This window comes from Mesorhizobium sp. B2-4-14 (genome assembly GCF_006442155.1).
Classification (GTDB): domain Bacteria; phylum Pseudomonadota; class Alphaproteobacteria; order Rhizobiales; family Rhizobiaceae; genus Mesorhizobium.
In genome coordinates this window covers 195,019-214,941 of the sequence record NZ_VFVA01000005.1, presented here as the reverse complement: position 1 = coordinate 214,941, position 19,923 = coordinate 195,019, and the positions used below count along the sequence as shown (strand labels likewise).

The window sequence follows — 19,923 nt, the reverse complement described above, 5'->3', positions numbered from 1 at the left end:
GAGTGAGCCAGGCCGTTCTCACCGCCGCTGTACAGACGGTGACGGAATTGGATGAAGGCAGCGCTGCCGGCGCGCGATTTCCCTCAATAAATGCTTTTCACCTTCGTATCCGAATGCGCAAACACCTCGTCCGGCACGAAGAAGTCGCCGGCCAGCGGTCCGGTCGCGCCCGGCGCGTAGGCCGAAAAATCCGTCACGCCTTCGGCCCGCAGCACCTCCTCGTCGATGTAGAAATTGCCCGATGTCTCGCGTGAGGGCCGCAGGAAGATCGCATGCGCTGCATCGGCCATGATGTCGGGCGAACGGCTCATCGCCGCCACTGTGTCGCCTCCCAGGAGATTGCGCACCGCCGCCGTGTCGATGGTTGAGATCGGCCACAGCGAATTCACCGCGATGCCGTCCCTGGCGAACTCGGCACTCATGCCCAGCGTGCACATCGACATGCCGAACTTGGCCATGGTGTAGGCGACATGGTTCTTGAACCACTTGGCCTTCATGTCGAGCGGCGGCGCCAGATTCAGGATGTGAGGGTTTTCAGCCAACTTCAGGTGCGGAATGCACATTTTGGAGACCAGGAACGTGCCGCGCGTGTTGATCTGATGCATCAGGTCGTAGCGCTTCATGTCGGTTTCCAGCGTACCCGTAAGCTGGATGGCGCTGGCATTGTTGACGCAGATATTGATGCCGCCGAATTTCTCCACTGTCCTGGCAACCGCCTCGGCCACCTGCGCCTCCTCGCGGATGTCGCACAGCACCGGCAGCGCCCTGCCGCCGGCCTGCTCGATTTCTTCAGCCGCGGTAAAGATGGTGCCCGGCAGCTTCGGGTGCGGCTCGGCGGTCTTGGCGGCGATCGTCACATTGGCGCCGTCGCGCGCGGCGCGCAACGCGACCGCCAGCCCGATGCCGCGCGACCCGCCGGAGATGAACAGCGTCTTTCCCTTGAGCGACATTTTCTCTCCGCTTCCCTGCAATCCTTTTCGTCGGCGCGATCCTTGCCCGTGGCGGCTCCGGATACAAGAGCTTGGCCTCCCAAAGGATGATGACGCAACGGAGGGCGGTATCGCCAAACGCCTGTTGGATGCCGCGGCCTCATGGTATATATTCTATACACTGAGGTAGATTATAGAATGGCATTGTCGATCAAGAACCTGGAAGTCGAACAACTGGCGCGCGAGTTGGCGCGCCGGCGTCGGGTGTCTGTGACTGAGGCGATCCGCCAGAGTCTCGAGCGCGAGGTTGCCCGCGAGCGGCTGGTGCCGCGTGACGAACCCGATAGTCTCTTCCAGCGCCTGATGGCGATCGCCGACAAGGCCGGCAAGATTCCAAGACGCGAGAATGCGATGACCGAAGATGAGATCCTCGGTTACGATGAACTTGGAATTCCGACGCGATGATCGTCGATTCATCGGCGCTCGTCGCGGTTCTGCGCGCCGAACCTAGCCATGATCAATTTGTGCGCGCCATCACCAACGCCGGGAGACGGCTGATCGCGGCGCCAACGCTGCTTGAGACGACGATGGTGCTGGTCGGCGGCCGGCAGGACGAGATAGCCGATCGTCTTGACGCCTTCCTGAGCGCGGCTTCGATCGATACGATCCCGTTCACGGCGGACCATGCGGCGGTAGCCCGTCAAGCCTTCCTGCGCTATGGCAAGGGCAGACATCCGGCCGCGCTTAATTTCGGCGACTGCATCGCCTATGCCGCAGCTCGGCTCGAGGCCATGCCGTTATTGTTCAAGGGCAATGATTTTCGACTGACCGATATCGAACCCGCCATCTGACTGAGGCGTTAGACCAGCACCAGCCCCTGCCGCATCGCGATGGCGATGGCGTCGGTGCGATTGGCCGCGCCGAGCTTGATCAGGATCGCGGCGACATGGAATTTCGCCGTGTGCACGGAAATGTTGAGCCGCCGGGCGATCACTTTGTTGGGCGCGCCTTCGGCCAGCAGCGCCAGCACTTCCGCCTCGCGCGGCGACAGCGTTGGGCGTACGGCATGCTCGTCGGAGGCTTCGTCCTCGAAAGACTGGCCCTCGCTTGCGTGGAAATCCTCATGGCGCCCGCCGCCACCGCCCGAGACGCGATATCCGGCTGTCGCCAGCCGTGCCGCCGCGGCAATCAGCAGATCGTCCGCGCCCGCGGGCATGACGGCAAACACCTCGCCGGCCGGCCGCTCGCCGCCGGCACGTCCCGACAGCAGCACCCGTGGAATTGAAACCGGCACGGTATCACCGCTCCTGTCATCGACGATGGCAACGTCGGCCCTGCCGCCGCCGGTCACGACCGGCAGCAGGTCATCGCTGGTGGCAAGCGAGGCCGCCAGGCGCTCGGCGCGGGCCGCATCGCCAAGCGCAATCAGCACCACCAGCCGCCGCGAGGCGGCGCTGTCGGTCATGATCCGTTCGCTGGCGAGCATATCCATCTGGCCTCTCAGGAAAGTGGCTTTTCGCCGATGGTGAGCTGGACATCGCGCTGTTCGCCGCCACGCACCACGCCGAGCGTCACCGATGCGCCGGCGCTGTCGGGCCCGAGCCTGCGGATCAGTTCGCGCGGACCATGCACGGCCTCGCCGTTCCAGGCCACGATGATGTCGCCCAGCGACAGGCCGGCGCCCTTGGCCGGACCATTGTCATCGAGGCTCATCACCATCGCGCCGCGCGCATCGCGGTCGCGCACGGGATGCAGGCCGGCACCGAGGTAGCCGCGCGCGACATGGCCTTTCTCGCGCAGCGTCGCCACCGCCCGTTCGATCGTCTCGTAAGGCATGACCAGCGCACGGCCGCGCGGCCCGAACAGAAGCATGCCGATGAGCGCCCCCTTGGCGTCCAGCACCGGGCCACCCTCGAAGCGGCCGCCGGCGCCGACGGCCAGATGGATGCGTCGATCGATGGTGCCGCCGCGCATCGAGCGCCAGGCCGGGCCGACTTCGCCGACCGAGCCGGATACGGCCAGTGCCGAACCCTGGCTGCTGCCGATGGCAATGGCGACATTGCCCGGCCGGACCAGATCTGCCTTGACAAGCACAGGCGCGCTGACCGCATCCGCGGGCTTCAGCAGGGCAACCCCCGTGGAGGGATCGCGGCCGACGAGTTCGGCCTTCACCGTCCCGCCCGAGGCCAATGTCAGTTCGATCTCCTCGCCGGCCTCGACGGCCTCCTCGGCGGTGACGAAATAACCGTCGCCCCAATGGAAGGCGCTTGCCGTGCGGTGATGATGCGTGGCGAAGCTTGCCGTAGCGGGCGCCGCCTTGGCGGCGAGATCGGCGATGGCCTCGGAAAATGCATTCAGATTGAAGTCGCTCATAATGATCTCCTGGGTTTTCTCATGCCCCAGATATCGCTCGGCGGTGCGTCCGGAGATACTCGCCTGACGGCTAGTTGTCGGTTCGACTGGCCATCTGGTCAGGTCGCGGCCGGTCGGGCTGCTCCGCACATATAGTTACGAAAAAGCCTGAAAACACGGAGCCCGTTCATGGCCCTTGCCGCCCGGAAATTCGAAACCGATGAAACACTGCTCGATGCCTATTCGATGACGGTCGCCGACGCTGTCGACCGCATCGGCCCGGCTGTCTGCCGCATCGAGCGCATCGGCGGCCAGGGTGGCCATGGATCGGGCTTCGTCATTGCGCCGGACGGGCTGGTCGTCACCAATTTCCATGTCGTTGGCGATGCCAAAACGGTGCGCGTCTCGATGCCCGACGGCGCCTCCAGGGAGGGTCGCGTGCTTGGCCGCGATCCCGACACCGACATCGCGCTGGTGCGTGCCGACGGCAGCTTCGCCGATGTGGCGCCGCTGGGCGATTCCAAGCGGCTGCGGCGCGGCCAGATCGCCATTGCCATCGGCAACCCGCTGGGTTTCGAGTGGACCGTCACCTCGGGCGTCGTCTCGGCGCTCGGCCGCTCGATGCGCGCTTCGACCGGCCGGCTGATTGACGACGTGATCCAGACCGATGCCGCGCTCAATCCCGGCAATTCCGGCGGGCCGCTGGTGTCGTCGGCCGGCGAGGTCATCGGCGTCAACACCGCCATGATCCATGGCGCGCAAGGCATCGCCTTCGCGGTCGCCTCCAACACCGCCAATTTCGTCATCTCGGAGATCATCCGCTTCGGCCGCGTGCGGCGCGCCTTCATCGGCATCTCGGCCGACACCACCAATTTGCCGCGCCGGGCGGCCCTTCTGTCGCAAGTCTCGACCAGCACGGCGGTACGGCTTCGCACCGTCGAGAAGAACGGCCCGGCGGCCGAAGCGGGTCTCAAGGAAGGCGACATCATCGCCGCCATTGACGGGCGCCCAGTCACCGGCGTCGACGATCTCGTGCGCATACTCGACGCCGAGCGCATCGGCCGCGAGACGCTGTGCACGGTGGTGCGCCGCACGGGCGTCAGCCAGGTGATGGTGACGCCGGTGGCGCGGGCAAGCTGAGACTGTCGCTCAACCCCCGGCCGCACCCTGCGCGTACCGCGCCAGAAATTCCTCGCTGGGCGGGATCGGCTTGATGACATCGATCAGCACCCCATTGGGGTCCGTGGTGATGAAATGGCGTTGGCCGAAGGGCTCGTCGCACAGGGAACGCAGGATCGGCAGTCCGGCGGCGGTGGCGCGCGCATAAGCGGCGTCGGGATCCGCGACCTCGAAATTGATCAGCAGGCCCGAGGCGCGGCCCCGTCCCTCCTGCGGGATCGTCTCATGGTCGCCCTGGACGATGCCGAGATTGACGCGCTTGCTGTCGACCGATTGCAGATGCACGTACCAGTCGCTCGTAAACAGCGGCTGGAAATCAAAGTGCTCGACATAGAAGGCGGCTGTACCGGCGACGTCGCCGGTCATCAGCACGGGGTAATAGCTTGACATCTTCATCTTTCGCTCTCCTGTCGATTAACATACAGTTTGCAGGTAAACGCAAATAACATACAGGCTGTATGTATGCAACAGGAATCCGGACGCCGCTCCAACCGCGACCGCACCGAAGCGACACGCGGCGATCTCATCGCGGCGGCGCGAAGGCTGTTTACGGAAAAATCCTATGCCGAGACCGGCACGCCGGAGATCGTCGCCGCCGCCGGTGTGACGCGCGGCGCGCTCTATCATCACTTCGCCGACAAACAGGCGCTGTTTGCCGCCGTGGTCGAGCAGGAGGCGCAGGCGGTGGCCGAGGAGATCGACCGGGCATCACCGTCCTCGCTCAGCGCCCGCGATGCGTTGATCGCGGGTTCGGATGCCTATCTCGCCGCCATGCGCGTGTCCGGCCGCACACGGCTCTTGCTGCTTGACGGGCCGGCCGTGCTCGGCCGTGCCGAGATGGATGCGATCGACGACCGTCACGGCAGCCGTTCGCTGCGCGAAGGCCTGGTCGCGGCAATGCGCGAGCGATCCATGAAGACGCTGCCGGTGGAGGCGCTTACCGCCCTGCTCGCCTCGGCCTTTGACCGGGCGGCTCTCGCCATCGAGGCGGGTGGATCCGACAAGGACTACCGGGTCGTCCTTCTGGCGCTGATCGACGGTCTGTCCCGGGCCTGACGGGAAACAACCTCCCTTAATGGGAAGGTCGGACCGCAGGTCCGGGTGGGTGCTGGCCCCGACACGGCGAGATGTCGCGCTTCCGTCAAAGAAGACGAACCTCAACTCTGCGCGTTGCCAATCTCGGGCTCATCCTCCGGCACCTCGCCCGGCTCGAATTCGTTGAAGCAGCCCAGCTGTCGCTTGAACTGGTCGATCAGCCAGGCCGCCGCCGGCTTCGGGCTGCGGTCGACGCGATGCATGGCATAAAGCGGCGAACTCACCTCCCTGTAGGGTTCGAGATCGAGCTCAACCAGCCGGCCATTGGCCAGATCCTCGGCGATCAGCCATCGCGGCAGACCGCCCCAGCCCAGCCCCGCGCGCATCAGCGTGTGCTTGGTGCGCATGTCAGTCAGGCGCCAGGTGCGGTAGGCGAAGACACCGTAGTCGCGCCCCTTGGTGCGCTCGGACTGGTCGATGACGACGAGTTGCGTGTGTTCGCGCACATCCTCGAGCGCCACCGGCTTCGGCAGCAGCGCCAGCGGATGGTTGGGTGCCGCGGCCGGCACCATGGACATGAAGCCGATGCGCACGAGATGCACGTCGACGTCGCCCAGAAGACCGCCGATGCCGAGATCGGCCTGTCCATTGACGACGTAGTCGGGAATAAGGCCGAGCGAGCCGATATGCAGGCGCAGCATCACCGCGGGGAACTGCGCCTCGAACGCCTTGAGCACCCGCACCAGCACCGGAGACGGCAACGCCACGTCGACCGACAACGCCACCTCGGCCTCCAGCCCGTGATGGTGCCCGTCTACCCGGGAGCGAATGCGCTGCAGCATGCCGATCATGCGCCTTGCATCCTCCAGCGTCGCCCGGCCGATCTCGGTCAGTTGTGGCTCACGCGTGCCCTCGCGTTCGAACAGCTTCAGCCCAAGCTGCGCCTCGAGATTGGCGATGCCGTAGCTGATGACGGATTGCGCCCGGTTGAGCTTGCGGCCGGCAGCCGAGAAACTCCCGGTTTCGGCAACGGCGACAAGGATCTGAAGCTGGTCGAGCGTCGGGTTGGGCTGCATCATCGTATCCATTTTATGGATGGATCGTATATGAAATATACCAGTTTATTTGATTGGTTGATAGCCCCATATCTGGCGGGACAATTCATCCCACTGGAGAAACCCGCTATGTCCATTCTTCTCGTTACCTCAAGCCCGCGCGGCGCCGCCTCGCACTCGACCCGCATCGCCACCGAATTCGCGGAAAAGCTGCTTGCCGCGGATCCGTCGAACACGCTCGTCGTGCGCGACCTCGTCGCCAACCCGCTGCCGCACATCGACGCCGACTATTCGACCGGCATCTACACGCCGGCCGAAGCCCGCACCCCGCGCCAGGCTGAAGTCGTCGGCGTTTCCGACGCGGCGCTGGACGAACTGTTCGCCGCAGACACGGTGATCCTGGCCACTGGCTTCATCAACTTCAACATCTCCTCGACGCTGAAGTCCTGGGTCGACCACGTCGCCCGTTCCGGCAAGAGCTTTGCCTATGGCGAGAATGGTCCCAAGGGCCTCGTCACCGGCAAGAAGGTCTATATCGTGCTGGCTTCCGGCGGCATCTATTCCGAAGGTGCTGCCGTGCAGATGGACCACGCGATCCCCTACCTGCGCTCCGTGCTCGGCTTCATCGGCATGACCGATGTCGACGTCATCCGCATCGAAGGCGTCGGCATGGGCCCTGACGCGGTGACCGCTGCTCTCGCCAAGGCGACCGCCAAGGTCGACGCGGTGGTGGCCGCCAGCCAGCAGGTCGCCGCGGCTGCGTAAGGCACCTCGCCATCTGAACCGAAAAACAGGCGTTCGCGCCTGCTTTTTCGCCGTCCAATAACGGCCTTGCTGCTTGCCGATGCCCCGGCAGCGCGAAAACAGTAAGCGACCGCGCTCTTAGGATATGGCAACCTTGACCATTCACCTTGGTTCACAAATAATCACAGTGAACCAGGGTGAATCGCAACTATGACCGCTTTTACAGTACGCCTTTCCGACGACACGACAAACAGGCTCGACCGGCTTGCCGAAAAGCTCGATCGCTCGCGCTCCTATATGGCAGCCCAGGCCATTGAGGACTTTGTAGCTCGCCAGGAATGGCAGCTCGCGGAGATAGAGGCGGGATTGGCCGAGGCCGAGCGCGGTGAATTTGCCAACGAGCAAGAGTTGGCCGCCGTGATTGCGAAATACGTCAAACCCACCGGCTGACGATGAGCCGCAGGACAATCCGCTGGACCAAGCGGTCCTTACGCCGGCTTGACGAAATCGGCGCGCACATTGAAAAGGACAGCCCCGAAGCGGCCGCTCGTGTCATTGCGCGCATCTTGTCGGCGGCGGAGCTGCTCGCCGAGCAGCCGGCCATGGGGCGCGTTGGGCGTATCAAATCGACGCGAGAACTCGTTTTGGTCGATATTCCCTATATCGTCCCTTATCGCGTAGGTAGAGATACCGTTGAGATACTGACAGTCCTACACGCCGCCCAACAGTGGCCGCAGACCCTGTGAACTAGCTAATGCTGGCCGAGGGAACTGAAATCTGAGCGATGACGGCCTCGCGTGAGTCGCGCGAGGCCGTCATCGCTTCGGCGAACTGTCGTCGTCCACCGTCCAGCGACTGCGGCCCGGCGGCGGGCTGGAGCAGGCGGTGGCCACCAGCAAGGCCTCCTCCTTGCCGGAAAGCTGCGCGCCTCCCGGAGCGCGGCTCCTCGCTGAGCGCTGCCTCCAGTGCCGTCAATCAGATTGGTTTATTACGGTGAACGGCGATTGCTATCTACAGCCGCGCCAATTGTGTTGTGGTCAACAGCCCGCCTCGGCTTGACCGCCGGGCAGCTCGCCCGACGGTCGGTATCCATTACCGATCGGCGCTTCAGCGTGCCACATAGACGATGCGGCGCGTCGATGGCTCAACCAGCACCGGGCGGTTGTTCACATAGACATATCGGTACCGGTAGTTCGGGATCTTCTGTAGGGCCACCGTGTCAGGCAGGGTCGCGCCGGTCACAACCTTGCCTTGAAGGTAAACAGGCTTGACCCGATGCGCGCTGATGTAAGTGCGCACCTGTTCCGGCGGATTGATCACGGTGCCGGCTGCACCGCCGCCGACGACCCCAGCCGCGCCGCCCACAGCAGCGCCAACTGGTCCTCCAATGATAGCGCCGGCGATTGCTCCGGTAGCGCCGCCGGCGATGGCTCCGGCATTACCGCCTTGATCGCGAGGAGGTTTCACAACCGCGATGCCGGAATCGGCCGGCCGCTCGGTTAAGACCACCCGATTGCCGCCGAATTCTGCGGTGACGTAGTCGGAATAGACCCAGCCTTGACCACCGGCCTCGGCGATGGTGCACCATTTCGAGTTTTGCAGGCAGCCGTTCAGTGTGGCCGTCTGGCCCGCCCGCAGCACGCCGATGACCGGATACTGCGAGCCCGGCCCAGCTCGAACGTTAAGGTTGGTAGCGGCGGATACGGGAGTGTCGGCAAAAGCTGCGCCAGACAGGGCAACAAGCGCGCCTGTTATAACGGGTAACAAAAGCCTTTTCATCGTTCTCTCTCCGTTTCATGGTTCCCTCAGAGCCAAAACGAGGAAGAACCGTGTGCGTTCCGGCTAAAATTCCGTGCGTTTTTCATTAATTGTTCCCGTTTCTCGCGAACTTGGTGGATAGGCCGAGAGAGATGCTGCTAGTTTTCCGCGTGGCTGAAGACAACAGCGCCGCTGTCCCTGGACTTCGACGCATGGGCACTGGAAAACGACCACTTTTACAGGCGCATTGCGCCTGACGGGCATGACTGCGCCGATGGTCCTCGACGGACCGATGACGGGGGAATGGTTCACCGCTTATGCCAAGCAGGTACTGGCGCCTACGCTTCGAACTGGTGACATCGTCACCCTCGACAACCTGCCCGCTCACAAAGTCACCGCCGCCCGCCAAACGATCGAAGCGGCCGGCGCGCGAATGCTCTTCCTGCCACCTTATAGCCCCGACCTTAACCCGATCGAAAATGCCTTCTCGAAGCTGAAGTCGATCCTCAGGAAAGCCGCCGCCCGCAACATCCCCGAGCTCTGGGACACTATCCGCGACGCGCTGCCCCGCTTCACCGCCGAGGAATGCACCAACTACTTCAGCGCCGCAGGTTACGAGCCAGAGTGATCAGGTCTGCTCAAACCGGCAGCTGCCTTTCTATCCAATGAAATGCCTCAGCAGCCCCGCCGCCACCACTCCGATCAACACGGTCGGCAGCATGGAGAGCCGCGTCGCGGCGACCAAGGTGATGGCCAGCGCCAGGAGATCGGCCGGATTTCGTGACACAAAGGCTGGTGCGATGACCGAAATCAGCACGCAGCCGGGTGCTGCCTCCATCACCGCCGTGGCACGGGCGCCGAGCACGCGGTTGCGCAGCACGACATAGCCGCCAATCCGCGTGAGATAGGTGACGCCGGCCATCAGCACGATGGTGAGAAGGGTCGTCATGTCGATCATGCATCAACGGCCATCAGCCAGGCGGCAATCAGCCCCGACACCGCGCCCGCCGCGACATACCAGGCGCCGGGAATGAAGAGATAGACAAGTGCGGCCACTACGAGGCTCACCAGCCAGGGCCGCGCCGCTTTCATACCCTTCCACATGCCGCGCATCAGCACCAGGAAGACGGCCGGGAAAGCCATGTCGAAGCCGTAGGTCTCGATATGGTCAAGCATCGGACCGAGCAAGGCGCCGAGCGTGGTGAAGGCCACCCAGGTCACATACATCGCCAGCGCCGCGCCCATATAGTAGCGCGGGCTGAAGGCCGGCCTGATCCCGGCGGCGGCACGTTGCTTGGCGTCGGCCAGGCACAGCGCCCAGCTTTCGTCGCACATGAAGAACAACGCCGGGAACACCTCGCGCCGCGGCAGGTCGCGCAGGAACGGCGCCAGGGCCGCTCCCATCAGCAGGTGGCGGCTGTTGACCAGGAAGGTGATGGCGACGATGAGCAGGATGTGCGGCGGCGACGTCCACAACTGGATCGCCGCGAATTCCGATCCGCCGGCGAAATTCAGCCCCGTCATCATGGACAACTCGACCGTGCTCAATCCTTTCTGGGTGGCCTGGGCACCAAGCACCAGCGCATAGGGGATGGTGCCCAACAGCACAGGCGCGCAGGATGCAACGCCCCGGCGGAGTTCCGATCCCGAGCCATCGCCCGCTGTTTCGATTGTCTGCGAAATGCTCATGCCTTGCCACCGGCCGGCCTCGCGGCCGCCGCTTCCCTGGGTTTGAACTCTCGTGATACCGGCGCCAAACATACCCACACTTCTGCGCAATTTGGTCGCGAAGATCGTTGTTTCTCACCCGATTTCGGCATTGAATGCTGCAAACCAGAAAGAAAATGGAATTCAACGCCATGAAGCTTGACGACATCGACAAACGCATCCTGCGCGCGTTGCAGCGAGACGGCCGCATGGCCAACAACGACCTGGCCAATGAGGTCGGCCTGTCGCCCTCGCCTTGCCTGCGCCGCGTAAAACTCCTGGAGGAAGCCGGCGTCATCGATCGCTATGTCGCCGTGCTCAACCCGGCCAGCATCGGCAAGGGCCTCACCTTCTTCACCCGCATCTGGCTGAAGGCGCAGGACGAGGACACGATCGAGCATTTCGCCACCGAGGTGGCCAGGCTGCCCCAGGTCATGGAATGCTATCTGATGCTGGGCGACTGCGACGCCATGGTGCGCGTGGTGGCGGCCAGCATCGACGACTACCGCCGCTTCCAGTCGGAGCATCTGAGCCGCATCAGGGGCGTCCAGAACGTCAAGACCGACGTCCCCAGCCAGACGATCAAATACACGCTGGAACTGCCGATCTGACGAGCGCTTGCAAGAGCAGCCCCGAGCGGCCGAGATTGTAGGACGGATCGAGTGCCAGGTTGAGGAATGCGGTGGCATGACGCCACCGCCTGGCCTGTCGCTACGCGGACTTGAGAACCGGAAATGCGCGTTTCTGGATGGCCCGCTTTGCCTGGAAATTCGCTGCCGGAATGGGGCGACCAACATGAAAGCCCTGGACCTTGTCTATGCCGTATTCGCGCATGAGGCCCATCTGCTGTTCGGTTTCCACCCCTTCGACCAGGATCTTGTGGCCGCGATTTCGGACCAGGGCGATGATGTCCTGCAGCATGGCCATGCCCTTGGGCGTGGCGCAGTCGTGAAGGAACGAACGATCGATCTTCACCGTATCGAAATCGATCAGACGAAGCCACGAAAGGCCGGCGAAACCGGTCCCGAAATCATCAAGCCATATCTTGATGCCCAACAGCTTCAGGTCGCTGATGCACCGCAGGATGTCCGAGTGCATCTCCATTTCCAGCCCTTCGGTGATTTCGAAGGCCAGCCTGTTGCCGGTTACGCCGGTCTCGCCCAGGATGGTCGCGACCGATGCAGCGAAGCCGGGCGTTTTGAGCTGGATCGGCGAGACGTTGACGCTGACGACACGGACGTGATCGCCAGCCAGAAGCTCGGTGCACACGGTCCTTATTGCCCAGCGCCCGAGTTCCAGGATCGCGCCAGTGCGTTCCGCGACGGGAATGAACAGGCTCGGCGGAACCAGGGTGCCGTCCAGCATTTTGAGGCGCATCAGCGCCTCCACGGCCTCGAGCCTTCCCGATTTGACATCCTGGATAGGTTGATAGACGAGCGAAACCAGATCCTGGCCGATCGCGATCTTCAGCAAAGCCGCAAGATTCTCGCTCTCGTCGCTGCTCTGGGGATCGGTTGGATCGAACAGCCGGGCACAGTTTCGGCCGCTGGCCTTTGCCAGATAGAGCGCGCGATCCGCCTCGTGGATGATCTTCTCCAGCTTGGCGCCGGACTGCTTCCTGGTGAAGGCAGCGCCAACGCTCGCCGTCACGATCGAAATACCGTCCCGCCGCAGTTCGTGGGTAAGCGCCAAGTTCTCCACCGTGCGGCAAATGGCTTCCGCGAGATCCGCGACCTGGTCCTTCTTGTCCATGCGCGCCAGGACGATGAATTCTTCACCGCCATAGCGCCCGATCGAACCATCATAGCCCTTGATCAGATCGCTGAGGGCGTTGGCGACATGGATCAGGCAACAGTCGCCCTCCTGATGGCCGTAGCAGTCGTTGAACTTCTTGAAGAAGTCCACGTCGATCAGGATCGCAGCAAAACCTGCGCCAAGCTTCTGCCAGTCGCTCCAGTAGTCCCGCAGCTTCTCGTCGATCGCCCGCCGGTTCTCCAGACCTGTAAGCGGATCCGTCCGCGACAGCCTGAGCAGCGCCTTGCCGCGCTCGGTGGCCTCCCTGTGCTGAATTTTGGCTTCCAGGGCATTCAGGAAGACGTTGTAACGCTCTTCGTTCAGCTTCCAGTTCACATATGAGGTGAACGTGAAGCATGAAATATAGAAAATAGCTAATATTAGCTTGTACGTCGGAGTAGAAGGAACGAAATAATTAACAATGAACAGTAGGAACAATATTATAGCGGAAGTTACAATAGACAGCTTAAATCGAAATGTAAAGAAAAGGTTTGCGCCCATCATGAAAATGGTGCCGAAGACCATATAATAAGAAACGCTCTCTTTCTCTGCGGACAAAATCGTTGGACATAACCAACCAAGGTAGCCAAATATAATGGCCGCAGCGCAAGTTACATCAAGCCATTCTGCTCCGACTCCCCGGCGAAGCTGCGCCTCCAAGGTCAAAAGTGCTGCCAATCCGACCGCAAAGCGCGCCTCGATCGTGTAGGCTGCCACGTCTGGAATGAGCAGCAGATCCATTGCCGAAAACAGCAGATAGATGGCAACGGCGATCCAAAGCCCTGGCCTGGCTTCCACTCTTCGCGTTGCTTCAGCTTCCTTGCGGTAAAGGATACGAAGTTCGGCCGCCCCCAACTCCTGGCGCGGATCGTGCGGTTCCGAATCCACCGCATCGGCCACTCGGGATGACACGCGCTCATTCACAAATCCCGGCTGAAGGGGATTTCGCGATCCGAATTCTTTTGCAGCTTCTGCCCCCAACGCAGACCGACTCCTTGGGTGCGACATGTTTTGCCCGCGCAGTCAAATGCAATGATGCAGGACAAGTTTCCGTTAACTCGAACCCGGAATCGCTCCTTAAAAACCCCAAAGAATTGACATGGTTAGCGGGAAATTAATCATATCGATAGAATGCTCGCGAGCCGACATTGGCAAATGGAGCATTCTACGCAATAAGTTAACTAACTGTTAACTATGGAGCATCCGTGTGCAAACTGTCTTTGACGGCAAAAGCCTGATTACTGCCGAGCTGATTGCCGACGGGCTACCTCGAGGAAAGATCGAGCATTACGGCGAAGCTTTCGAAACCGCTCGCGCCGAGCTTGCACTCATACTCCACGCGACACAGCAGCAGATCGAACAACACAAGGACCCCGCCGAGATCATTCGTCGTCTGACGTCGTACCTCAGCGCGACGCGCTCCAAGGTTCATCGCGACGTTTGGCAAGCGTTGATACCGGTGGTGCAGAACCACCCAGTCGTGAAATATTTCCTCGAGGATCCGCTTACGCGCTGGTCCTTCACCAAGCCCAGAGGTTATTCAGGCGACGCGCAGTTGCTCGACTACATCTATTGCGATCCGCATGTGGCCGAAAGCGTGGCGAACGCCTCGGAGATCGGCAAGGCACTCTACAACCATACCAAGGACGTGCCCTCCTCCATCGCAGCACGGGAACGGCGCGATCTTTTGACGCGCTATGTCGATGAGATTGCAGACAAAAATGGGCCGCAAACGGAGGTTCTCGCGATCGCGGCCGGCCATTTGCGGGAGGCCAATCGCTCGGCTGCCCTGGCCGAAGGCCGCCTCAAGCGCTGGGTCGCGCTCGATCAGGACCCCCAGAGCGTCGGACTGATTGCGCGCGACTTCCAGGGCACCGCCGTCGAGGCTATCGACGGTTCGGTGCGAACCCTGCTCACCAGGGGCCACAAGTTGGGCAAGTTCGACTTCATCTACGCCTCCGGCCTTTATGACTATCTCCAGCACAACGTCGCGGTGAAGCTCACCAAGACCTGCCTGCAGATGCTGAAGCCGAACGGGACATTCCTGTTCGCGAACTACGCCGAAGGCGCTTCCGGCGCGGGGTATTGGGAGACGTTCATGGACTGGGTTCTGCTGCTGCGCACGGAAACCGATATGTGGAACATCATCAATGCCAGCGTCGACCGCAACACGGTCGATGCGCAGGTGTACTTTGGCGAGAACCGCAACGTGCTGTATGGCGTCATCAAGAAGCGCGGATAACAGGAAGCACGCGCAAAAGGGGGCCTTGCGGCTGAGCTCGAATTGGCCTTGTCGACGCGCAAGGCTTCCGACGGTTCGTAGAAGGCGCCGGTCGGTTTGGGACCGGAAAGAAACTCGCGTCCACCTGGGCGATCCTGTTGGCGCTGAACTTGATGCAGCACGATCCCGCTCCCGGATTCCTGGCCGTGGGCTCCTCGTGGCGGAGCTTGGCGATCAGAGCACGGGTCGCGATACATGGACCCCGAGTAAGAACGCGAGCCCTGCATGTGTCTGCCACAACAGGAACCGCGGATTCGTGGCCCGGCCTCCCCAGGCGAAGACGATCGTGCTTGGCGACGAGAGCGGGGCCATAGCCGCGACCGGCCACACCTATTTCCCGCACAACACGCACAGCCCGTTCCGGCACCATGTCTGGATCGGCTTGCTCGCCGTTGCCGACTCCTGGCGCGGCAAGGGCCTCGGCCGCCTGCTCAATGGGCTGCTCGTCGATTACGCCTTCGGCGAGCTCGGCGCGCATGCCGTCTACGAGATGGTCGCGCCCTCGAACGAGATATCCCGGCGCATGGTCCAAGGCAGCGGCTTGCGGCTGGCGCCCGAGCTTCGCTGCGGGGTTGCCGTGCCGGCAAATACCTCAAGGTTCACGCGCTGAGCTGAATGAGGCGTCGAGGAGTTCGACAGCTCAGGAATCCTGAAGACGTACCCGGCGATGCCGAACGCCGACTAGGAAATGGTGGAGCGCCAAATGATCGCCGCGTGGCCCGAAGCTGCAGTCCGCTTTCGGGCCAAGCCGGTCGTCACCAGGCAAGTGCGAGAATGACTCCTACCGACACGGCATAGACAATCGTCGCCTCGGCCCGCCCCGCCTACCCAAACATCCGATCGCCCTGTTCATCCACCAGCTGGATACCCTTCTTGATGGAGCTGTCGACGGCGTCGTCGAGCCACACCGTCGATCTCGTTTGAGGAGCAGGTCTGGTACTGACCGTTGGCCTGGTAGGGCGTGCCGCCGATGGTGAAACCCTCGTGCTCGAGCTGCTTTATTGTCCGCAAAGGCACTAACCCCTTGTACTGACGCCAAGGCATTCTCTTTTACGCATTTGATAACTGGATCTGGAAAATAGCTTTTCCGCACCATTGGTTATTCCACGCGGCTGCGTTATCGCTCGCGGATGTTTCTTTCAATTGCCACCACCCATCGTCCGGCCACGGATCTCGGCTTCTTGCTGCATAAACATCCCGATCGCCTGCATGAGACCGACCTGTCTTTTGGCAAGGCATGGCTGTTCTATCCGCAGGCAAGCGTTGAGCGTTGCGAGGCCGTACTTTTACTGGATGTCGATCCGATCGGGCTGGTGCGGGGCAAGGGTCGGGCGGAAGGCTTGCTGGACCAGTATGTGAATGACCGGCCTTATGCGGCGTCGTCCTTCCTGTCCGTGGCACTCAACAAGACGTTGCGGACCGCAATGACCGGCATATCGAAGGAGCGCCAGCAACTGGCCGACAGCGACTTGCTGCTGGAGGCCGCTGTCGCACCTTTGCCGATGCGCGGCGGCGAGGATTTGGTGCGGCAGCTGTTCGAACCTTTGGGCTGGACCGTCGATCTGACACCGATCGAAAATGTCGGCTCTGATGCAAACGGCTCACGCTACTGCCACCTGAAATTGTCTGGCTCAGCCAAGCTAGGCAACCTGCTCAACCACCTCTATGTTCTCATTCCGGTGATGGACGACGCCAAGCATTATTGGGTTGGCGAGGCTGAAGTCGACAAATTGCTTTCCAGTGGCGAAGGCTGGCTGGAAAACCATCCCGCCAAGAACCTGATCGTGCGCCGATACCTGCGCAACCGCGCAGTGCTGACCCGCGCCGCCCTCGAACGATTGGCTCCCGAGACGGCCAGCGAGGCGCTGCCCCCCGAAGCCCGCGTCACGCCCGAGGAGGCCCTCGAGGCGCCGGTCCGGCTGAACGACCTGCGCCTGGATGCGGTGGTGGACGCCATCAGGGCGAGCGGCGGAACTGTCATCGCGGATCTGGGATGCGGCGAGGGCAAGCTGCTTTACCGGCTGGTTCGAGAACGATGGGTCCACAAGCTGTTCGGACTGGATCCCGCGGTCCGCGAACTGGAATGGGCCGCCAAGCGTCTCAAACTGAACGAATTCGGCGGACCGCCCGAAGGCCGGGTGACGCTGCTGCACGGGTCACTGACTTACCGGGACAGCCGCTGGGCCGAAGCCGAAGTCGCCGTATTGGTCGAGGTCATCGAGCATGTCGACGAGGACAGATTGCCGTTGATCGAGCGGATCGTCTTTGGCGAGACCGCGCCCAGGACTGTGATCGTGACTACCCCAAACGCAGATTACAACGCGCTCTTTCCCAAATTGGAAGTCGGCGCCTTTCGCCACCCGGATCACCGGTTCGAATGGGGCCGCGCCGAGTTCCAGGCCTGGGCAGCCAAGATCGGCCAGGCGTATGATTACACCGCCGCCATCAGCGGCATCGGTGCCGAGGACCCCGTCCTCGGCTCTCCCACGCAGATGGCGGTGTTCACACGATGAGAGCGCCCGACAAGACCGATCTCGGCATTCCGGACTTCGCCCTCGTCGTGCTGATCGGCTCGACCGGATCGGGCAAGACGAGCTTTGCCGCCAAGCATTTTCTCCCGACCGAGGTCGTCTCGTCGGACCGCTGCCGCGCCCTTGTTTCCGACGACGAGACCAATCAGGACGTTTCGACGGACGCGTTCGAGTTGATGCGCGAGATTGTCGGCAAGCGGCTCAAGCACCGCAAGCTGGCTGTCATCGACGCGACCAACGTGCGCGCCGCTGACCGCAAGGCGTGGATCGAATTGGCGCGCAAGTGGCACGCCTTGCCGGTCGCCGTCGTTATCGACCCTGGTGTCGACGTCTGCGTTGCGCGCAACGCGTCTCGGCCGGACCGGCCCTTCGGGGCCAGCGTCGCCCACCGCATGACGGACGAAATCCGCAAGGGTCTCGGCGGCTTACAGCGAGAAGGGTTTCGCCAGGTATGGACGTTCGCCAGCGAGGCCAGCATCGACGCCGCCAAGGTGTCGCGCCAACCGCTGTGGACCGACAAGCGCGACGACGCCGGCCCATTCGACCTCATAGGCGATGTGCATGGTTGCGCCGAAGAACTTCAAGCCTTGCTCGGTCAACTCGGATACAGTCTTGCCTGGTCGCAGGATCGGGGCGAGAGAAACGTCACCGTCACTCCGCCGCAGGGTCGCAAGATCGTGTTTGTCGGCGATCTTGTCGACCGCGGTCCCAACTCGCCCGACGTGTTGCGGATTGCCATGAGCATGGTCGCGGCCGGGACCGCCTACTGTGTCCAGGGCAATCATGAACGCAAACTTGGCCGTTGGCTGGAAGGCCGCAAGGTCACCGTTGGCCACGGCCTTCAAGAAACCATCGACCAGTTGGACACCCAGGATCGAGGCCTCCGAGAGGCTTTGCCGGCCTTCCTCGGCGGCCTGCGCAGCCATGTGTGGCTGGACGGGGGACGCTTGGCCGTCGCCCATGCCGGTCTCAAGGAAGAGATGATTGGACGCGGTTCGGGCGCCGTGCGCGAATTCGCCCTCTATGGCGAGACGACAGGCGAAATCGACGAATTTGGCCTGCCGGTCCGCGCCGACTGGGCCACGGCCTATCGCGGCAAGACGACAGTGGTTTATGGGCACACGCCGATGCTGTCGGTCGAGTGGGTCAACAACACGATATGCATCGACACCGGCTGCGTGTTCGGCGGCAAGCTGACCGCCCTTCGCTGGCCGGAACGCGAACTTGTCGAAGTCCCAGCAATCCAAACCTGGGCCGAACCGGTGCGCCCGCTAGGCGCGTCAAGTCCAGACAAGTCAGCCCAGGCCGATGCCGACGGTGTGCTCGATTATCAGGACGTTTCTGGCCGCCGTTGGATCGAAACCGAGCTGAAAGGCCGGATTGTGGTGGCCGAGGAGAATGCGTCGGCCGCGCTGGAGGTGATGAGCCGCTTTGCGCTGGCGCCACAATGGCTGGTTTACCTGCCGCCGACCATGTCGCCACCCGAGACAAGCAGCCAGAGCGATTGGCTCGAACGCCCCGAAGAAGCTTTCGCGTACTTCCGCGAGCGTGGCGTCGCTCAGGTCGTGTGCGAGGAAAAGCACATGGGTTCGCGGGCAATAATAGCGATGTGTCGCAATACAGAGACGGCGCGTGGCCGCTTTGGCGTCTCAAGTGATGAAAGAGGCGCAATCTGGACCCGGACCGGGCGCGCCTTTTTCAGTGACGCCGCCATGATGGAAGCCCTCCTCGACCGCCTTGGTTCCAGCATCGGCGCAGCGGGTCTGTGGGAAGAATTGCAAAGCGACTGGCTGCTGCTGGACGCCGAAATCATGCCCTGGTCGGCCAAGGCAAGCAGTCTGATCGAGAGCCAGTATGCGCCCGTGGCGACCGCGTCCACAGCCGGTTTGCAGGTAAGCCGCGAGGCTTTGGCTCGGGCAACCGCACGCGGCGTCGACGTGACAGCTCTTCGCGCGCGATTTGATGACAGAGCTGGCCGTGCGGCCAAATACGCGACCGCCTGGGCGCCCTATGCGTGGCCGGTTTCTGGAGTGGATGACCTGCGGGTCGCGCCATTCCACCTGCTCGCCAGCGAAGGGCGCGTTTGGTTCGACCGCGACCACATTTGGCACATGAAGCTGGCAGACCGCTTGGCCAACGATCAAAGCGTGATCACGCGAACGCGCTGGCGCACGGTTGATCTGATTGACACCACTGCGTGCACGGAGGCCATTGCCTGGTGGGAAATGCTGACCGGCTCTGGCGGCGAAGGCATGGTGGTCAAGCCATGCGACTTCGTCAGCCGGGGAAAAAAGGGGCTGATCCAGCCGGCGCTGAAGGTGCGCGGCCGGGAATATCTGCGCATCATCTATGGTGCCGAGTACGACGCGCCGGACAATCTTGCGCGCCTGCGGGAGCGGAGCCTGAACGGCAAGCGCAGCCTGGCGCTCAACGAGTTCGCTCTCGGCCACGAGGGGCTGAAACGGTTTGTCGCCAGGGAGCCGCTTCGCAGGATTCACGAATGTGTTTTCGCCGTGCTGGCATTGGAGAGCGAGCCGATCGATCCCCGGCTTTGAGGA

Annotated in this window: 21 protein-coding genes and 2 pseudogenes; 13 read left to right on the top strand and 10 right to left on the bottom strand. The window is 62.5% G+C overall.

Going from position 1 to position 19,923, the window contains the following annotated elements; translation table 11 throughout:
* Positions 1 to 83: 83 nt before the first annotated feature.
* Positions 84 to 950, bottom strand: coding sequence for an NAD(P)-dependent oxidoreductase (locus FJ938_RS07235; RefSeq protein ID WP_140692438.1), 867 nt, complete (start codon positions 948 to 950; stop codon positions 84 to 86).
* Positions 951 to 1,127: 177 nt separating this feature from the next.
* On the opposite strand from FJ938_RS07235, the gene FJ938_RS07230 reads away from it, so the two are divergent.
* Positions 1,128 to 1,394, top strand: coding sequence for a type II toxin-antitoxin system VapB family antitoxin (locus FJ938_RS07230; RefSeq protein WP_140692436.1), 267 nt, complete (start codon positions 1,128 to 1,130; stop codon positions 1,392 to 1,394).
* Positions 1,391 to 1,780 (top strand): type II toxin-antitoxin system VapC family toxin, encoded by a 390-nt coding sequence (locus FJ938_RS07225; protein WP_140692433.1) that lies wholly within the window; start codon positions 1,391 to 1,393, stop codon positions 1,778 to 1,780. Before FJ938_RS07230 ends, FJ938_RS07225 begins: the two co-directional genes overlap by 4 nt.
* A gap of 8 nt (positions 1,781 to 1,788) precedes the next feature.
* Here FJ938_RS07225 and FJ938_RS07220 read toward each other — a convergent pair whose 3' ends face one another.
* The gene (locus FJ938_RS07220; protein WP_140692431.1) at positions 1,789 to 2,421 is read right to left on the bottom strand and encodes a helix-turn-helix transcriptional regulator; all 633 of its coding nucleotides are present in this window, start codon (positions 2,419 to 2,421) and stop codon (positions 1,789 to 1,791) included.
* 8 nt (positions 2,422 to 2,429) lie between these two features.
* On the bottom strand, positions 2,430 to 3,302 hold the full coding sequence (locus tag FJ938_RS07215) for a S1C family serine protease (protein WP_140692428.1): 873 nt from the start codon (positions 3,300 to 3,302) through the stop codon (positions 2,430 to 2,432).
* 168 nt (positions 3,303 to 3,470) lie between these two features.
* Between FJ938_RS07215 and FJ938_RS07210 the strand changes: the two genes are divergently transcribed.
* Complete coding sequence (locus FJ938_RS07210) at positions 3,471 to 4,421, top strand: trypsin-like peptidase domain-containing protein (protein WP_140692425.1); 951 nt, start codon at positions 3,471 to 3,473, stop codon at positions 4,419 to 4,421.
* Between the two features lie 9 nt (positions 4,422 to 4,430).
* On the opposite strand, the gene FJ938_RS07205 is transcribed toward FJ938_RS07210, so the two are convergent.
* Positions 4,431 to 4,856, bottom strand: coding sequence for a VOC family protein (locus FJ938_RS07205; protein WP_140611727.1), 426 nt, complete (start codon positions 4,854 to 4,856; stop codon positions 4,431 to 4,433).
* 66 nt (positions 4,857 to 4,922) lie between these two features.
* Between FJ938_RS07205 and FJ938_RS07200 the strand changes: the two genes are divergently transcribed.
* Positions 4,923 to 5,516 carry a TetR/AcrR family transcriptional regulator gene (locus FJ938_RS07200; protein WP_140611725.1) on the top strand — a complete coding sequence of 198 codons (594 nt, stop codon included), beginning with the start codon at positions 4,923 to 4,925 and terminating at the stop codon, positions 5,514 to 5,516.
* 101 nt (positions 5,517 to 5,617) lie between these two features.
* Here FJ938_RS07200 and FJ938_RS07195 read toward each other — a convergent pair whose 3' ends face one another.
* A complete protein-coding gene (locus tag FJ938_RS07195; RefSeq protein WP_140611751.1) occupies positions 5,618 to 6,571 on the bottom strand; it encodes a LysR family transcriptional regulator in 954 nt (317 codons plus the stop codon).
* Positions 6,572 to 6,679: 108 nt separating this feature from the next.
* On the opposite strand from FJ938_RS07195, the gene FJ938_RS07190 reads away from it, so the two are divergent.
* From FJ938_RS07190 to FJ938_RS07180, 3 genes are all read left to right on the top strand, one after another.
* Positions 6,680 to 7,315 carry an FMN-dependent NADH-azoreductase gene (locus FJ938_RS07190; protein WP_140692423.1) on the top strand — a complete coding sequence of 212 codons (636 nt, stop codon included), beginning with the start codon at positions 6,680 to 6,682 and terminating at the stop codon, positions 7,313 to 7,315.
* A gap of 189 nt (positions 7,316 to 7,504) precedes the next feature.
* Positions 7,505 to 7,744 carry a CopG family ribbon-helix-helix protein gene (locus tag FJ938_RS07185; RefSeq protein WP_140611721.1) on the top strand — a complete coding sequence of 80 codons (240 nt, stop codon included), beginning with the start codon at positions 7,505 to 7,507 and terminating at the stop codon, positions 7,742 to 7,744.
* 2 nt (positions 7,745 to 7,746) lie between these two features.
* On the top strand, positions 7,747 to 8,040 hold the full coding sequence (locus FJ938_RS07180) for a type II toxin-antitoxin system RelE/ParE family toxin (protein WP_140611719.1): 294 nt from the start codon (positions 7,747 to 7,749) through the stop codon (positions 8,038 to 8,040).
* A gap of 96 nt (positions 8,041 to 8,136) precedes the next feature.
* On the opposite strand, the pseudogene FJ938_RS07175 reads toward FJ938_RS07180, so the two are convergent.
* Together FJ938_RS07175 and FJ938_RS07170 are read right to left on the bottom strand one after the other, a co-directional pair.
* Positions 8,137 to 8,260: pseudogene (locus FJ938_RS07175) on the bottom strand (IS630 family transposase); the annotation flags it as partial.
* 141 nt (positions 8,261 to 8,401) lie between these two features.
* Complete coding sequence (locus tag FJ938_RS07170) at positions 8,402 to 9,073, bottom strand: DUF1236 domain-containing protein (protein WP_140611717.1); 672 nt, start codon at positions 9,071 to 9,073, stop codon at positions 8,402 to 8,404.
* A 178-nt stretch (positions 9,074 to 9,251) separates the two neighbouring features.
* Between FJ938_RS07170 and FJ938_RS07165 the strand changes: the two are divergent.
* Positions 9,252 to 9,680 (top strand): annotated as a pseudogene (locus FJ938_RS07165) (IS630 family transposase); the annotation flags it as partial.
* A 30-nt stretch (positions 9,681 to 9,710) separates the two neighbouring features.
* On the opposite strand, the gene FJ938_RS07160 reads toward FJ938_RS07165, so the two are convergent.
* Entirely contained in the window at positions 9,711 to 10,010 is a 300-nt protein-coding gene (locus FJ938_RS07160) for an AzlD family protein (protein WP_140611713.1), read from the bottom strand.
* Positions 10,007 to 10,741, bottom strand: coding sequence for an AzlC family ABC transporter permease (locus FJ938_RS07155; RefSeq protein ID WP_140611711.1), 735 nt, complete (start codon positions 10,739 to 10,741; stop codon positions 10,007 to 10,009). The genes FJ938_RS07160 and FJ938_RS07155 overlap by 4 nt, the downstream gene beginning before the upstream one ends.
* A 170-nt stretch (positions 10,742 to 10,911) precedes the next feature.
* Between FJ938_RS07155 and FJ938_RS07150 the strand changes: the two genes are divergently transcribed.
* The gene (locus tag FJ938_RS07150) at positions 10,912 to 11,370 is read left to right on the top strand and encodes an Lrp/AsnC family transcriptional regulator (RefSeq protein ID WP_140611709.1); all 459 of its coding nucleotides are present in this window, start codon (positions 10,912 to 10,914) and stop codon (positions 11,368 to 11,370) included.
* Positions 11,371 to 11,470: 100 nt separating this feature from the next.
* On the opposite strand, the gene FJ938_RS07145 is transcribed toward FJ938_RS07150, so the two are convergent.
* Complete coding sequence (locus tag FJ938_RS07145; protein WP_246671575.1) at positions 11,471 to 13,534, bottom strand: EAL domain-containing protein; 2,064 nt, start codon at positions 13,532 to 13,534, stop codon at positions 11,471 to 11,473.
* A 226-nt stretch (positions 13,535 to 13,760) separates the two neighbouring features.
* Between FJ938_RS07145 and FJ938_RS07140 the strand changes: the two genes are divergently transcribed.
* From FJ938_RS07140 to FJ938_RS07115, 4 genes are all read left to right on the top strand, one after another.
* Positions 13,761 to 14,795 carry a class I SAM-dependent methyltransferase gene (locus FJ938_RS07140; RefSeq protein ID WP_140611707.1) on the top strand — a complete coding sequence of 345 codons (1,035 nt, stop codon included), beginning with the start codon at positions 13,761 to 13,763 and terminating at the stop codon, positions 14,793 to 14,795.
* A 295-nt stretch (positions 14,796 to 15,090) separates the two neighbouring features.
* Entirely contained in the window at positions 15,091 to 15,444 is a 354-nt protein-coding gene (locus FJ938_RS07130; protein ID WP_181165697.1) for a GNAT family N-acetyltransferase, read from the top strand.
* A 520-nt stretch (positions 15,445 to 15,964) separates the two neighbouring features.
* The gene (locus tag FJ938_RS07120; RefSeq protein WP_140692420.1) at positions 15,965 to 17,347 is read left to right on the top strand and encodes a 3' terminal RNA ribose 2'-O-methyltransferase Hen1; all 1,383 of its coding nucleotides are present in this window, start codon (positions 15,965 to 15,967) and stop codon (positions 17,345 to 17,347) included.
* A complete protein-coding gene (locus FJ938_RS07115) occupies positions 17,344 to 19,920 on the top strand; it encodes a polynucleotide kinase-phosphatase (RefSeq protein ID WP_140692417.1) in 2,577 nt (858 codons plus the stop codon). Before FJ938_RS07120 ends, FJ938_RS07115 begins: the two co-directional genes overlap by 4 nt.
* The last annotated feature ends 3 nt before the right edge of the window (positions 19,921 to 19,923 follow it).